Consider the following 15,462-nt stretch of genomic DNA (forward strand, 5'->3'; position numbering starts at 1 on the left):
ATGAAAATCAGTGAAGCTCAGATTGACAATCTTGTAGGTTTATTAGATGGATACGCTGAAAAAGGCGGACATCATCTGAATGTAAATGTATTCACAAAAGATACACTTCTGGATGCACAGGCTCATCCGGAAAAGTATCCGCAGCTTACTGTACGTGTGTCCGGATACGCAGTAAACTTCAATAAGCTGACAAAAGAGCAGCAGGATGAGGTTATCTCCAGAACATTCCATGACGAAATGTAATCAGGGCTATATTCATTCGACAGAGAGTTTCGGGACCGTGGACGGTCCCGGAATTCGTTTTGTCATCTTTTTCCAGGGGTGTCCGATGCGATGCAAGTACTGTCATAATCCGGACACCTGGCAGCCGAACCAGGGAAATCTCATGACAGTGGAGGAACTTCTGGAAACATATCGTCATAATGAGAAGTTCTACAGAAAGGGCGGGATTACCGCGACGGGCGGTGAGCCGCTTTTACAGCTTGAGTTTCTGACAGAGCTTTTCAGGCAGGCGAAAGAGACCGGGATCCATACATGCCTGGATACATCCGGTATTGTATACAGAGAATCAAGAAAAGAAGAGTTTGAGAAGCTGTTTGCGGTTACGGATCTGGTTCTGCTGGATATTAAACACAGCCTTCCGGAAGGCCACAGGGAACTGACAGGACAGGATCAGGCTCCGGTGCTGGAGTTTGCCAGAGCACTGGAGACGGCGGGGGTACCGATGATTATACGCCACGTTGTAGTTCCTGGTATTACCGACGGGAAAGAAGAGCTGGAGACACTGGGACATCTGATCTCCGGTTTCCGAAATCTGAAAGGGCTGGAAGTGCTTCCATATCATACGATGGGGACGAAAAAGTACGAACAGCTCGGAATGAAATATCCGCTGGAAGGCGTGGAAGCCATGGATAAGACAAAAGCCCATGAAGCGAGAGAATTCCTGCTGAAAATCATAATGGAAGACAGAAAGAAAAGGACTGCAAAATAAGCCCTTTATATCAGAAAACGCCAGCTCCGGCAAGACCGGAACTGGCATTTTTTTATTAGGACCTATTTGAAATTCTGCATAGACATATTCGGTTGAAGAAGAAGCATTTTCCGTATCGATAGAATATGGTTTTTTAATTCTGTAGGATCCGCTTTCTGAGACATCATCTAGCGTACAGATAAATCTTTTTTCTTCACCTGCCGCGATAGTGTAGGCAATATCCTCATATACGATCGAAACCGGAACTTCCGTCCATTTATCATTAAGAAAGGTTTCGATCTCATAGGCTTCTCCGGTTGCGATGTCCTGTTCACTATTATTTATCATATTCACTTCTATTTGTGAACTTGAAGAAGGAATTACGTTTTCGTCCGAACAAAGTTCTAATAATACTGCCGGATTCGTTTCGCCATTATCGATGTGGGCTTTATTCGACGCACACCCATTGCATCCCAGCAAAGTTACAGCCAATAAAATGAAAATCTTCATATATCCTCCTATATAAGCTCCTCGTTCTGTTCTGTCTCTGCTATCAGCGAAGAAATGATCTCTACCGCTTCCTCTTCTGTGTAGAAAAGGTCTTTATCCAGATGTTCACAGAAATCGCAGAATCCGTGGAGCAGTCCCGGTTCTGTGATGTCCAGGCAGATCAGCCGTTCCGGATTGGAAGACGGGAACATCAGGTAACCGTTCCGGTGATTGACGTACATGAACAGTTCGTTATCAAGGTCGCCGATGCTGCATTTAAGCATCCGGATTCCTCCGGCCGGACAGATCTGGAGGAATTGTCTGATCAGAGTAATACGGTCCGCAGGTTCAAACGGCCGGTATACTTCCGGCGGATATTCCGGGATCCGTCCGGTATCCAGAAAGCGCCGAAGCCCTTCTTCGGAGAAGATGAAAAGCATGCGGTGGCCGGTAAAGCGTTTCCTGAGATCATGTACATAATCTCTCAGCATGGAAATCAGATAATCGCGGTTTGGAAGCTCCGGATAAATATATTTGTCATAAAAATAATCCGGAATACAGTAGGTCAGACACGGGAGCATCTGAAAACAGTAGTTCTGATCGACGTCTGCCTTGAGGTTATGAAAATAATCAAGCTGAGTCGACAGATCACTCATGGTAACACCAAAGGAAGAGGTCTGCTCCAGATACTGATCATAAATCTGATGAAAGAACTGCAGGCTCTTCTCTGTCTGGAACAGGATTCCGGAACGCATATCTCTGGAAAGAAGGAATGCGTGTCTGGATGTAAGCACAAGATAAGGGAAGAGAAGAAGCTCATTTGATGAATGAACCAGTTCCCCGTAGTAATAATAAACATTGTATTTACATGCACAGCAGTAGACCGGGAGAATCTTCTTCAGGCAGGTCAGATTATAGTTTTTCTTGTTAATTGTCAGCTGATCGCTGGAATTAAAACAGATAATATGGCTGATTGACAGGTTTTTGTTTTCATATCCCAGAGTCGGAAGAAGATTCATCAGAAAATCCGAGTCCGGCTGGATCAGAAGACGGATCTGGGGATCGTTTGTCCGGGATTCCAGAAAAAGAATATAAAACAGCTGATGGTTAATTTCATTCTGCCCGGTTATGGTAGATACACCCGGAGTATCCGGGAAACAGGATAAAGGCGCAGGGGTCGGGGTGGAATAAATTTCAGAGTATTTTTTAAAATTTTCAAATAATTCAAGAATGCTTTTCCTGCGGTAGTAGTTTTCCAGCCCGTCAACGGAAATTTTGTAGGATTCGATAAAATCATTCCGTTCGGAAGGGGTGAGCCGCAGATACTCGGCCATCAGAAGAACGGTGTCCATGTTTGCCACATGCCGTGTCCCCTTGATAATTTTATACATAAAGGAGCGCTCAATTCCGCAGAACTGCGCCATTTCATTTGATTTTATGGCTTTTGCAGCGATATGCTTCCCTAATAAATCCGAAAATATCGACATAGATTTTTCTCCTGATTTTAAAATAATGTTCTGTTATGGAACGTGTGTTAGAATTATTATAAAGAAAAGAGGATAAAAAAACCAGATGTAAATGGAAAAAAGATTGTCCAATTTTTTGTCCACTTGGAAAATCTATAGAAAGAACAGAATAAACATGCTACAATAAATTTGTCTAAAGGGAGAGAGGGAGTTAGTGATTAATAATAGTGTATACCGCAGAAATGTGGTATGATGAAAACGAATCTGGCAACAAGATTCGTTTTTTGTTGTCTGTAAATATGGAGGTAGCGATGGAAATAATTATCAGAAATGCAAAAAGAGAGGAAGCGGAAATTCTCGCTCAGATAGAAAGGGAATGTTTCCCGGAGGCGGAAGCGGCGACGGAGAAAGATATTGCGGAACGGATGGATGCGTTCCTGGACTGCTTTTTCGTGGCAGAGGCAGACGGAAAGGTAGTTGGATTTATTAATGGAGCTGTGGCAAAAGAGCCGCATCTGCCGGATGAAATGTACCATGACACCGGTCTTCATGATCCGGATGGAGACTATCAGACGGTGTTTGGCCTTGATGTGCTGCCGGAGTACCGGAGACAGGGAATTGCAGGCCGTCTTCTTGAGAGGATGATTGAACATGCGCGAGAGTGCGGCAGAAAAGGTGTCGTGCTGACATGTAAAGATCATCTGGTACATTATTATGCGGGATTTGGATTTGAAGATCACGGAGTGGCAGATTCCAGCCACGGCGGAGCCAAATGGAATGATATGCAGCTGAAATTCTGATGATGGATCAGAAGCAGAAGCGATGGAAATTTCCGGACATTTAAAGAATCCGGGAAGTGTGCTATAATCAAGGTGCCTGATAAATGCAGGATTTTTGATGAAAGGGAATGGATATGGTTTACACATGGGCGGCTGACACCGCTTTGCTGATGGATGAAAAACAGTATGAGGCTTATTACCGGCAGATTCCGAAATGGAGACAGGAAAAGGCGGACCGGATCCGGATGAGGGAAGACCGGGCGCTAAGTGTCGGTGTCTGGGCATTGTATCAGAAAGCACTTCGGGAAAGCGGGCTTTCAGAAAAAATGGTCTTTAATCTGTCTCATTCCGGACATTACGTGTTGTGTTCGATTGCGGATACGGAAACGGCGAGGACCGGATGCGATCTGGAAAAGACAGGGATTCCAAGACTGAAAGTGGCCAGGAGGTTTTTCTGCCGCTCTGAATGGGATTATATTCAGAAAAAGGCGTCTGAAGATGAGAGGAAGGAAGCGTTTTATCGTTACTGGGTTTTGAAAGAAAGCTTTATGAAGGCGACGAGACTTGGAATGAAGCTTCCTCTGGATGCATTTGCAATCCGCCTGAGTGAAGGGGAAGATCCGGTGTTGACAAAAAAGCCGGATACGATAGAAGGACGGTTTTATTTCCGGGAATATCCGGAACCGGAGAGAGGATTTTTTGCTGCTGTGTGTTCGGAAGATCCGGACATGGCAGAAAATCTGAGGTGGATGACACTGTGACAGAAAGACAGAAAGGACTGCAGAATGAAAGATCAGACAAAAGAGAAGATAAGAAAACTGGAACTTCTGATACGTTACCGGATCAGGAAGATGCACCATCCGGGAAAAGTATTTTTTGTTTCCTGCGCAACGGTTCTTGTGGCCGGATTTTTGGGCGGGGTGGCGCTCGGACGCTATGTAGAAAGCCGGCAGGCTGCGGAGACAGTACAGAAAAAAGATAACCAGTATGAATCCCTTGAGAAGGAATATAATTCTGTAAAGGAGCAGGCCGAGGCTCAGAATGAAGAGACAAGGCCGTGGTACCTGATGCTTGTAAATCAGTCTCATCCGATGGAAGACGGATACGTTCCTGAACTTGCCAATATTGATGATTCCCACCAGGTTGACGCAAGAGTACTGGAGCCTTTGCAGAACATGTTGAAGGCCGCCAGTGATGAAGGGTACAGCCTTTATGTCTGCTCGGCGTACCGCTCTGTAGACAGGCAGAAAGAGCTGTTTAACGAATCAATGATTGATTATGTGAATCAGGGAATGACCTACTACGAGGCAGCTATTGAGACGGCGAAGTCGATTGCGTGGCCGGGAGAGAGTGAACATGCGACAGGTCTTGCAATGGATATTGTATCTTCGGATTATGCAGGACTGGATGAAAAGCAGGGAGAGACCGATGACCAGAAGTGGCTGATGGAGCACTGCTACGAATACGGGTTTATCCTGAGATATCCGAAAGACAAGTCGGAAGACACCGGGATCATTTATGAGCCGTGGCATTACCGCTATGTCGGAGTGGAGGCGGCACTGGCGATCCGGGATCAGGGCGTGACGCTGGAAGAATATCTGAATGAAGAATATTAAAAGATGACAGTTCTCTTGGACAGGAGGAATGCCGGATGGAATGGAGCAGACTGTTGTCCCCGAAGCGGCAGCGGACAGGGAGAAAACATAAGGAGAAAAACAGAACAGATTTAAGAAGCAGTTTTGAGAAGGATTATCACAGAATTATCGGGAGTGCCTCATTTAGGCGGCTCCAGGATAAAACACAGGTATTCCCGCTTGACCGGAGTGACTTTGTGAGAACAAGACTGACCCATTCTCTGGAAGTCTCATCTTTTGGGAAATCACTTGGACAGAATATCGGGGAGTATATCCTCGCATACGGGAAAGATCCGGAATTTACTCCTCAGATGAAAGAGGACATCTGTAATATACTTTTATGTGCCGGACTGATCCACGATATCGGGAATCCGCCGTTCGGCCATTTTGGGGAAACGACAATCCGGGAATGGTTTGAGGAGCATCTCTCAAGGATTACATACGGCGAGAAGCCTCTGACGCAAGTTCTGACTCCAAGAATGCTGGCTGATTTTTACTACTTCGAAGGAAATGCCCAGGCGTTCCGTCTCGTGACGAAGCTCCATTATCTTGTGGATGAAACCGGAATGAATCTGACCTTTGCGCTGTTAAACACGATTGTCAAGTATCCGGTTGATTCTCTGCATGTGGATCCGTACAGTGAGAAAATCCAGCAGAAAAAGCTGGGATATTATCTGGCGGATGAAGAACTGTTTTTTAAGATCAGCAGTGAGACAGGAACCGGAAACAACCGCCATCCTCTGACCTTCATTTTAGAGGCAGCCGATGATATTGCGTACAAAACAGCGGATATCGAAGATGCTTACGTGAAAGGGTTTCTGCCGTTTTCGGCTCTTTCCAGGGAACTGGAAAACCTAGATACAGGAGAGACCTTTCAGGCATATGAATATCTGATGGCTCTTTACCGCGGCGCCGTCGAAAGGCAGGAAGAAGAGCCGGAAGCCTATGCGGTCAAAAACTGGATTGTGCGGGTGCAGTCGTTCCTGATCGCCTGCGCGACAGAAGGATTCACAGAGAATTACGAGGCGATCATGTGCGGAGAGTATCAGAAGGATCTGTTTGCAGGGACGAAGGCGGAAGAGCTGATGGATGTACTCGGGCATGTTGCAGAAAAATATGTGTTTATGACCGATGAAATCTATAAAATGGAAGTGGCGGAATCAAGGATTTTATCCTTTCTGATGGAAAAATTTGTGATGGCAGCTGTCCGGTACAGTGATCCAAAGCAGAAGATGGATTCGATTGACAGGCGGATGCTTGCTTTTATTTCGGATAATTATAAGAAAGCATATCAGCATCAGTCTCAGGGAAAAGGAGATATTGAGAAGCTGTATCTTCGGATTCTGCTTGTAACGGACTACATCTGCGGAATGACGGACAGCTACGCAAAAAGGCTGTATCAGGAGTTGACAGCGAAGATATAAAAAGAAAACACGACATAAACTGACAGGGAGGGACTGCATACGGTCTCTCCTTTTTTGAGTTCGTTTCTGGTTTCCGGTTCTTTTTCTGAAAGGACGGGCATAGTATGGAAAGGAAAAGGAAACAGGCGGGAAGCAGATTTATGAAGCGTTTTATCTGTTATCTTTATGAGTATCAGGAAGGAAGACGGATCAGAAATATCGGATTTTGTAAAGTGGAATCATCGGAGGATGGATGCACGGTCAGTATTCACGGGAAAGGCTGGGGGATGAACAGTCCGAGAAAGCTGTCACTGTATCTGTTCTGGAGAGAGAATGGAAAGTGCCTTGGGGTGTATCAGGGAGAACTTGGGAATGTCAGTCCGGCACTGAATTACAGGCTTTCCTATACGGAAGAAGATGTAGGAAGCAAAGCACGGTATGACCGCGTGGAGGGAATCATTTTATGCGGAGAGAACGGGCCGCGGTATGCTGCGGTCTGGACCGATGAGGCGGTGGATATCAGCCGGATGGAGCCGGCCGGAAAAGAAGAGATGACAGAAGAAAAAGAAGAACAGCCGGAAGAGCCGGAAGAGCCGAACGAGGGAGAGCCGGTGCCGGAGGAAAATGAGATGCCGAATGAGCAGGAAGAACCGGCAGGTGTTTCCTATGATGTGAGGGAGATTTTGCCTGAGGAGAGCCGGGAACTGGAAGAAAAGGAGCCGGAACCGTTCTATTTTGACGAGGAAGAGGAGGATTCGAAGCCTGAGATTGCGGAACAGGAGTGTCAGACAACGTGCCGGTTTCGCTGCACCAAAATCCAGAGACAGGATCTCTCAAGACTCATCCGAAGAGAATGGCAGCTGGCAAACAACAGCTTTCTCCTGCACGGTTATTATAATTATCATCATCTTGCTTTTTTGCAGGAGGGAGAGAACCTCTACCTCGGAGTACCGGGAGTCTACAGCGAAAAAGAACGAAGAGCTGCACAGGCCTTCGGATTTCCTGGATTTGTAAATTATGAGGAGGAGATGCTGGATCTGCCGGAGGGAGAAAAAGAGGACCGGACAGATTTCGGGTATTGGTGTCGACAGGTTCATCAAATTAGAGTATAATGAATAAGAAATTGCCGTGTTTCAGAGGACTTTCGATGAAAACGGCACAAAAGAATTTCAGTAAAAGACACAGGAGTATCGAAGATGGGACGCAGACGTTCAAAAGAAGAGAAAGAACAGGAAGAGAAACTTCAAAAAGAGCTTCAGGAAAAGCAGGATATCAAATACATGAAAGAAGCGGTGAAGCAGGCGAAGAAGGCTTATGCCCTGGGTGAGGTCCCGATCGGATGTGTCATCGTATATGAAGATAAGATTATCGGACGGGGATACAACCGCCGGACGATTGATAAAAATACACTGGCCCACGCGGAGCTTCAGGCGATCCGCAAGGCGAGCCGGAAGATGAATGACTGGAGACTTGAGGACTGTACGCTGTATGTCACCCTGGAACCGTGCCAGATGTGTTCCGGGGCGATTGTGCAGGCGCGGATCAGGCGGGTAGTCATCGGATGCATGAATCCAAAGGCGGGCTGTGCAGGATCGATCATGAATCTTCTGCAGGTGCCGCAGTTTAATCATCAGGTGGAACTTACGACGGGGATCATGGGCGAAGAGTGCAGCCGGATGATGAAGACATTTTTTAAAGAATTAAGGCAAAAAAAATAGAGCAGTCATCTGCTCTTTTTTGTGCGCTGTGCGTCGAACGCATCTCCCAAGCGTTACTCTGGCAGTTAACTCAACCCAGGCACCCTCGCGGCACACGGGAGGTTCCGCTTAGTGCTGCTTCGTTCCCGACCTGACACGGTTCACGGAGTCCAGTTGCGCGAGACCCGAAGTATCAACGCCACTTTCCAGAGGCAGCCTCACAAGAATACGCCCTCGGCACAGCATCACCCCTACTATAGCGGATTGTAGGTACAGGGTACCGCTAACACCCCGGCTGCACGTTTCATAAGTTTACAGTGTTTTTGGGGAAATGTCAATAAAATCGGCAAAATAAAAAGGAGAAAATTACGTATGAAAACCATTCTCGCGGCAGTGAATGCCAAATATATCCATTCCAATCTGGCTGTCTATTCTCTAAGGGCTTATGCAAAAGACTATCTGAGTGAGACGAAGATTGCGGAATATACGATCAACCAGCAGATTGATGAGATCCTGATGGATCTGTACCGGGAGCAGCCGGAACTTCTGTGCTTTTCCTGCTATATCTGGAATCTGGATTATGTGGAGGAGCTGGTGCGGGAGATCAAAAAGATCCTGCCGGAGACGATCATCTGGCTTGGCGGACCGGAGGTCTCCTACGATGCAAAAGAGGTACTTCTCAGGCTGCCGGAGGTTACCGGAGTGATGAAAGGGGAGGGCGAGGAGACGTTTGCCGCGCTTCTGGACTTTTATCACGGGAAAACAGAAAGGCTGGATGAGATTGCCGGAATCACGTTCCGGAAAGAGGACGGTGAGATCCGGGAGAATACATGGCGGGAAGTCATGGATTTAAGTCTTGTGCCGTTTGTATATGAGGACCTGAGCCTGTTTGAGCACAAAATTATTTATTATGAGACAAGCAGGGGATGTCCGTTCCGGTGCAGCTACTGTCTGTCCTCGGTTGATAAATGTCTCAGATTCCGGGATCTGGATCTGGTAAAACGGGAGCTTCAGTATTTCCTGGATCAGAAAGTTCCGCAGGTAAAATTTGTGGATCGGACGTTTAACTGCCGCCACGGCCATGCGAAGGAAATCTGGAAGTATCTTCTGGAACATGATAATGGAAGCACAAATTTTCATTTCGAGGTTTCGGCGGATCTTCTGGATGAGGAGGAACTGGAACTGATTTCCAGGATGCGTCCGGGACTGATTCAGCTGGAGATCGGAGTGCAGTCGACCAATCCGGATACGATCCGGGAAATTAAAAGGACGATGAATTTTGAACGGCTTTCGGAAGTGGTAAAAAGGATCAAGACAATGGGAAATACACACCAGCATCTGGATCTGATTGCGGGGCTTCCATATGAAGGATATGAGAGTTTTGGACAGTCATTTGACGATGTCTACGGCCTGATGCCGGATCAGCTGCAGCTTGGATTTCTGAAAGTGCTGAAGGGTTCTTATATGCAGGAGCATGCGGAGGAATACGGACTGGTATATAAAGGAAAACCGCCGTACGAAGTGCTTGGGACAAGCTGGCTTTCCTACGGAGAGATTGCACAGCTTAAAAAGATCGAAGAGATGGTGGAGGTCTATTATAACAGCGGACAGTTTGCGAATACACTGCGCTTTCTGGTAAAGGAATTTGCATCGCCGTTTCGGATGTACGAGAAACTGAGCGGCTACTATGAGGAGAAAGGACTGTTTGGCCGGAGCCACACAAGAACCGCAAGATACGAGATTCTGCTTGACTTTATCGGGGAAAACGTAAAAGGAAAGACAGAATTTTACCGGGAACTTCTGGTGTATGATCTGTATCTGCGGGAAAATATCAAGAGCCGTCCGGAATTTGCAGGGGAGTCTCTGGCGGACAAGGAGTTTTTGAAAGCATTTTACGACAGGGAAGAAAAGGAGCCGGTATATCTGAAATCCTATGAAAAGGCGGATAGCCGGAAACTCCGGAAGATGACCCATATCGAAGTATTTGAGTTTCAGGTGGACCGGGATATGGAGCCGGGGAAAACCGTGCTGCTGTTTGACTATCAGAACCGGAATCCATTAAATTATGAAGCGGCGGTGTTCCGGATCGGAGAAAAAGAGGAGTAAGAAAAATGAAGAAACGGACAAAGGAGATTCTGGATATTCTGGATCAGCAGTTTGGAACAGAATATAAATGTTATCTGAATTATGAGACGCCGTGGCAGCTTCTGGCGGCCACCATGCTGAGCGCACAGTGTACGGACGCGCGGGTCAATATCGTGACGAAAGATCTGTTTCAGAAGTACACATCACCGGGAGACATTGCGGCAGCGGATTTAAAAGAACTGGAAGAAGATATCCGGCCTACCGGATTTTACCATAACAAGGCGAAAAACATGATTGCGTGCATGAAGGACATTCACGAAAAGTATCACGATGAGGTGCCGTCCACGCTGGAGGAGCTGACGTCGCTTGCGGGAGTAGGGCGGAAAACCGCCAATGTGATCCGGGGCAATATTTACCACGATCCAAGTGTTGTGGTAGATACCCACGTGAAACGGATTTCAAGGAGACTTGGATTTACGACAAATGAGGATCCGGAGAAGATTGAGCAGGATCTGATGAAAGAACTGCCAAAAGACCACTGGATTCTCTACAACATCCAGATTATTCAGTTTGGAAGGACGATCTGCACGGCAAGAAGTCCAAAGTGCGGGGAATGTTCCTTGCAAAAATACTGTGAAGAGTATAAAATAAAAGGAAAAGTCTGACAGGAGAAAGGATGATGGGATGAATTTCCATGATAAAAAGACACGAAGACTTGTGGCAATTGTGATTATACTGGTGATTATAGCAATGGTAGCAACGTCTATTATACCTTATCTGATTTAGGAGAAATGGTGGGAGCGCCTATGGGAGAACGGAAGAAAGAAAATCCAAAACACACGCAGAGGAGAATGAGTGCAGCACAGAAAAGAAAGTTCATAGCCCTTGCCGGGCTGGCTTTTCTATGTGCTCTTTTTGTCATTGGCATTTTTTATTCTTCTGTCTACCGTTATGTACACAGAATGGATCGGGAGCAGATCGAGCAGAATGTATTTGTTCAGGGAGTAGATGTTTCCGGTATGACAGAAAAGGAGGCGCTTGAAAAGTTAGAGGACCGGTGGATGGTTATGAAACATACGCCGGTTACACTGAAAGCAGACGGAAAGACGGCACAGGTGACAGTCTCCGAGCTTGGAATCCGGCAGGGTGATTTGGTGAGTCTTGTAAAAGAGGCGTCCGAATACGGGAAGCACGGAAATCTGTATCAGCGATACAGGAAAATACGGCAGGCAAAGAAAGAGAAAGTAGAATACGAAGACGATTATCAGATCGATGAGGAAACAGCGGAAAAAGTGCTGGAAGAGAAAACAGCAGACTTCTTTGAAGAGGCAGTGAACGCAAAGATTACAAGGGTCGGAGGCGTATTTCAGATCACCGATGAAAAAGACGGAGAGAAAGCGGCAGTTCAGGATGTTCTGGATGAGATCGTTGACAGGCTGGGCGATCTTGAGAAAGGAAAAGATGTGGAAATTGAGGTGAAATCCGAAAAGGATGAGCCGAATATCAGCCGGGACGACCTGGAAGCGGTTCAGGACGAGCTTGGCAGTGCATCTGTAGAGATCCGGAATGATGAGACGCGCCAGGAGCTTCTGACGTTGACCGGAGATCTGAACGGACAGATTGTGATGCCGGAAAAGGAACTTTCCCTTCAGAAAGTGCTGGAAGAGCATTCCGGGGAGGAGATGTCTCAGGAAGCGCTGGATCTGATGGCTACCAGCCTCTATGATGCTGCCCTGTATGCAGAGACCGGGATTTCCGAACGACATGAATCAGAAACGCTTCCGGAATATGTAGACGCGGGAATGGAAGCGGTTCTCTCGGAAGAGAAGGATCTGAAAATAGAAAATACAACAGAGTCGCCTCTTTATATTGAAGCCTATATCAATGGAGATGAAGAGCTTGTCTGCACCATTTACGGGGAAGAAACCCGTGAGAAAGAGAGAAGCATTTCTTTCAAAACCGAGACGGAAGAGAAAGAGGACTCTGAGGTGGCGACTGTCTATGAGGAGGACGCTGCGCTTGCAGCCGGAAAAACCGAAGTAAAGGAGAGCGGATCGCCGGAAAGCACAGTGACTCTTTTGAAGATTGTAAAAGAAGACGGTGAAAAATCCGATGAAGAGGAAGTCGGTGCATCCGAATACGATGCGGTCAGCAGGATTGTGAGCGTCGGCACAAAGACAGACGATGAAAAAACAAAAGAAGCACTGAAAGAGGCGGTTGCCACACAGGATCAGGAGACCATCGAAAAGGCGGTCGAACAGGCAAGGAACAGTAAAGGACAGGAAAGATGAGAAAAGGGATTTTGACACAGGCTGCATATCAGCGGTCTGTATATAGAAAATTAAAAGATGATCATCCGGCACTTTCGCCTTACAGCTGGAAACGCTGTACGAAAATACCGCTTGGTGCCAAAGAACTGGTGGTTTCGGAGATTCTCATGACCGGAAGGGAGAAGGATCTTTTGGTTTATGCCGCGGCCAGGGCGGTGACGGCTGTCGCCGCGGAGGGCGGGCATCCGTTTGGGGTAAGGGTGTCCGTCCTCGTGCCGGAGCAGACAGAGGAAGACTCCATAAAGGAAATGTCGGAGATTCTAAAAGAAACGGCAAAAGAGCAGGGATTTCAGATTCTGAATATATTTACCGAAGTATGTCCTGATGCAGATGTATTTACCGTGTCGGTTACCGGATTCGGAACATGTGAAAGTACGGACGAAGAACCGGAAAAGGCATACGACGGAAAGGATCTGGTTCTTGTCAATCCGGTTGCACTCGAAGGGAGCCTTCGGGTTCTGCACGAAAAAGAGGTGGAAATCCGGGAGCGGTTTGTGCCGGTATTTTTGCAGAAACTTCTGGATTCCAGAGGGACTCTGTTTGCAGAAAAAGCAGTCAGAAAAGCAGAAGAATATCATGCGGATTTTATCAAGCCGGTGACAGACGGCGGAGTATTTGGAGCTCTGTGGGAACTGGCGGAAGAGACGAAAACGGGATACGAGGTGGATCTGAAAACATTTCCGGTCCGCCAGGATATCATCGAGATCTGCGAGCTTTTCAGACTGAATCCATATCAGATGGCATCGGGAGGATGTCTGCTTATGATCCTTGAAGATGGACGTGGTTTTGTTGAGGCTTGTAAACGGGACCAGATAATGGCGTCCGTCATCGGAAAGATGAAAGCAGGAAAGGATAAAATCATTCTCAACGGGGAGGAGAGACGGTGTACGGACCGTCCGGCTGAGGATGAGTGGTTTCGGATCTGTAAAGGAGGAAAATAAGATGAATATGAGAACGGAAATATTGCGTTACCTGGAAAAGAACAGCCGTGTGGATTTAGGGGAGCTGGCAGTGCTTCTCGGAACAGACGAGGCAACGATCGCAAATGAGATCGCGGACATGGAGAAAGAAAAGATTATCTGCGGCTACCATACATTGATTGACTGGGACAAGACAGGGGAAGAGTCTGTGACAGCCCTGATTGAAGTCCGGGTGACACCGCAGAGAGATCTGGGATTTGACCGGATTGCGGAGCGGATCTACAATTTCCCGGAAGTTACAGCGGTCTATCTTATTTCAGGAGCATATGATTTTCTGATTATTCTGGAAGGGAAGACACTCAAGGAGGTATCCCGGTTTGTTTCAGAGAAACTTTCCCCGATCGAACCGGTGCTTTCCACGGCAACCCATTTCATTTTAAAGAAATATAAGGACCACGGAACGATTCTTGCGCCTCAGAAGAAGGCAGAAAGGATGCTGGTGATGCCGTAATGAGAAATCCATTATCCGATAAGATTGTAAATATACAGCCGTCCGGTATCCGGAAGTTTTTTGATATTGTAAATGAGATGAAAGACGCGATTTCCCTGGGAGTGGGTGAGCCGGATTTTGATACTCCGTGGAGAATCCGTGAAGAGGGAATCTACTCTCTGGAAAGAGGACGGACATTCTATACATCCAATGCGGGGCTGAAAGAATTAAAAGACGAAATTTCAAAATATCTGGAGCGGAAGATTCAGGTTTCCTACGATCCGGCATCCGAGATCGTTGTGACGGTCGGAGGAAGTGAAGGAATCGACATCGCCATGCGTGCCATGCTGAATCCGGGGGATGAGGTACTGATCCCGCAGCCAAGCTATGTCTCCTATCTGCCGTGCGCAGTGCTGGCGGACGGAGTGCCGGTGGTGATTCCGCTGCAGGAGAAGAATAAATTTAAGCTGACAAGAGAAGAACTGGAAGAAAAGATTACGGATAAGACGAAGATACTTGTGCTTCCATTTCCAAACAATCCGACAGGATCCATCATGACGAAGGAGGATCTTGAGCCGATTGCAGAAGCAGTTGTGGAGCACGATCTCTTTGTAATCTCCGATGAGATTTATTCGGAGCTGACTTATGGAACGGATCATGTTTCTATTGCATCATTTCCTGGAATGAGAGAGAGAACGATTGTGATCAATGGTTTCTCCAAAGGATTTGCCATGACCGGATGGCGGCTTGGATATGCGTGCGGACCGGCTCCGATTCTGGAACAGATGTTAAAGATCCATCAGTATGCCATCATGTGCGCACCGACCAACAGCCAGTATGCGGCTGTGGAGGGACTGAGAAACTGCGAGGATGAAGTCCAGGAGATGAGAAAGGCGTATAATCAGAGAAGACGATACCTTCTGCATGAGTTTCAGCGGATGGGGCTGCAATGCTTTGAGCCGGAGGGAGCGTTCTACATGTTCCCGGGCATTCAGGAGTTCGGAATGACCTCGGAAGAATTCGCGACACGCTTTCTGGAGGAAGAGAAGGTGGCTGTCGTGCCGGGGACGGCATTTGGAGACTGCGGGGAAGGCTTCCTGCGTATTTCCTATGCGTATTCGCTGGATGACCTGAAAGTTGCGATCGGGCGTCTGCAAAACTTTATTACAAAGCTTAGAAATCAAAAGAAAGCATGATGC

At 47.1% G+C, this 15,462-nt stretch carries 15 protein-coding genes and 1 other RNA gene; 14 read left to right on the top strand and 2 right to left on the bottom strand.

The annotated features are described in order from the left end of the window. Complete coding sequence (grcA3, locus tag B5E64_RS18580) at window positions 1-243, top strand: autonomous glycyl radical cofactor GrcA3 (RefSeq protein ID WP_024734038.1); 243 nt, start codon at window positions 1-3, stop codon at window positions 241-243. Then, the gene (gene pflA / locus B5E64_RS00685; protein ID WP_087166608.1) at window positions 230-991 is read left to right on the top strand and encodes a pyruvate formate-lyase-activating protein; all 762 of its coding nucleotides are present in this window, start codon (window positions 230-232) and stop codon (window positions 989-991) included. Before grcA3 ends, pflA begins: the two co-directional genes overlap by 14 nt. Window positions 992-1,488: 497 nt before the next feature. On the opposite strand, the gene B5E64_RS00690 is transcribed toward pflA, so the two are convergent. After that, complete coding sequence (locus B5E64_RS00690; protein ID WP_087166609.1) at window positions 1,489-2,946, bottom strand: helix-turn-helix transcriptional regulator; 1,458 nt, start codon at window positions 2,944-2,946, stop codon at window positions 1,489-1,491. Between the two features lie 290 nt (window positions 2,947-3,236). Between B5E64_RS00690 and B5E64_RS00695 the strand changes: the two genes are divergently transcribed. From B5E64_RS00695 to tadA, 6 genes are all read left to right on the top strand, one after another. Beyond that, complete coding sequence (locus B5E64_RS00695; RefSeq protein ID WP_087166610.1) at window positions 3,237-3,725, top strand: GNAT family N-acetyltransferase; 489 nt, start codon at window positions 3,237-3,239, stop codon at window positions 3,723-3,725. Between the two features lie 113 nt (window positions 3,726-3,838). Beyond that, a complete protein-coding gene (locus tag B5E64_RS00700; RefSeq protein WP_158099173.1) occupies window positions 3,839-4,465 on the top strand; it encodes a 4'-phosphopantetheinyl transferase superfamily protein in 627 nt (208 codons plus the stop codon). A 24-nt stretch (window positions 4,466-4,489) separates the two neighbouring features. Next, window positions 4,490-5,320 carry a M15 family metallopeptidase gene (locus B5E64_RS00705; protein WP_087166612.1) on the top strand — a complete coding sequence of 277 codons (831 nt, stop codon included), beginning with the start codon at window positions 4,490-4,492 and terminating at the stop codon, window positions 5,318-5,320. Between the two features lie 35 nt (window positions 5,321-5,355). Next, the gene (locus B5E64_RS00710) at window positions 5,356-6,762 is read left to right on the top strand and encodes a deoxyguanosinetriphosphate triphosphohydrolase (protein ID WP_087166613.1); all 1,407 of its coding nucleotides are present in this window, start codon (window positions 5,356-5,358) and stop codon (window positions 6,760-6,762) included. A gap of 104 nt (window positions 6,763-6,866) precedes the next feature. Then, window positions 6,867-7,853 carry a DUF6128 domain-containing protein gene (locus B5E64_RS00715; RefSeq protein WP_087166614.1) on the top strand — a complete coding sequence of 329 codons (987 nt, stop codon included), beginning with the start codon at window positions 6,867-6,869 and terminating at the stop codon, window positions 7,851-7,853. 84 nt (window positions 7,854-7,937) lie between these two features. Then, window positions 7,938-8,459 (top strand): tRNA adenosine(34) deaminase TadA, encoded by a 522-nt coding sequence (gene tadA, locus B5E64_RS00720; protein WP_087166615.1) that lies wholly within the window; start codon window positions 7,938-7,940, stop codon window positions 8,457-8,459. A 19-nt stretch (window positions 8,460-8,478) separates the two neighbouring features. Here the strand turns inward: tadA and ffs are convergent. Then, window positions 8,479-8,741: signal recognition particle sRNA large type (ffs, locus tag B5E64_RS00725), an RNA gene on the bottom strand. A 69-nt stretch (window positions 8,742-8,810) separates the two neighbouring features. Between ffs and B5E64_RS00730 the strand changes: the two genes are divergently transcribed. The 6 genes from B5E64_RS00730 (at window position 8,811) to B5E64_RS00755 (ending at window position 15,459) form a co-directional block, all read left to right on the top strand. Further along, window positions 8,811-10,544 carry a B12-binding domain-containing radical SAM protein gene (locus B5E64_RS00730; protein WP_087166616.1) on the top strand — a complete coding sequence of 578 codons (1,734 nt, stop codon included), beginning with the start codon at window positions 8,811-8,813 and terminating at the stop codon, window positions 10,542-10,544. Between the two features lie 5 nt (window positions 10,545-10,549). Then, window positions 10,550-11,188: an endonuclease III gene (gene nth, locus B5E64_RS00735; RefSeq protein WP_087166617.1), complete on the top strand. Its 639-nt coding sequence runs from the start codon at window positions 10,550-10,552 to the stop codon at window positions 11,186-11,188. Window positions 11,189-11,329: 141 nt separating this feature from the next. Then, entirely contained in the window at window positions 11,330-12,814 is a 1,485-nt protein-coding gene (locus tag B5E64_RS00740) for a peptidoglycan binding domain-containing protein (protein WP_162610110.1), read from the top strand. Further along, window positions 12,811-13,794 carry an AIR synthase-related protein gene (locus B5E64_RS00745; protein WP_087166619.1) on the top strand — a complete coding sequence of 328 codons (984 nt, stop codon included), beginning with the start codon at window positions 12,811-12,813 and terminating at the stop codon, window positions 13,792-13,794. The genes B5E64_RS00740 and B5E64_RS00745 overlap by 4 nt, the downstream gene beginning before the upstream one ends. 7 nt (window positions 13,795-13,801) lie before the next feature. Then, a complete protein-coding gene (locus B5E64_RS00750) occupies window positions 13,802-14,284 on the top strand; it encodes an Lrp/AsnC family transcriptional regulator (RefSeq protein ID WP_087166914.1) in 483 nt (160 codons plus the stop codon). Continuing rightward, entirely contained in the window at window positions 14,284-15,459 is a 1,176-nt protein-coding gene (locus B5E64_RS00755; protein ID WP_087166620.1) for an aminotransferase class I/II-fold pyridoxal phosphate-dependent enzyme, read from the top strand. Before B5E64_RS00750 ends, B5E64_RS00755 begins: the two co-directional genes overlap by 1 nt. Window positions 15,460-15,462 lie beyond the last annotated feature (3 nt).

Origin of the sequence: Drancourtella sp. An12 (genome assembly GCF_002160935.1) — a bacterium.
Lineage (GTDB): Bacteria > Bacillota > Clostridia > Lachnospirales > Lachnospiraceae > Sellimonas > Sellimonas catena.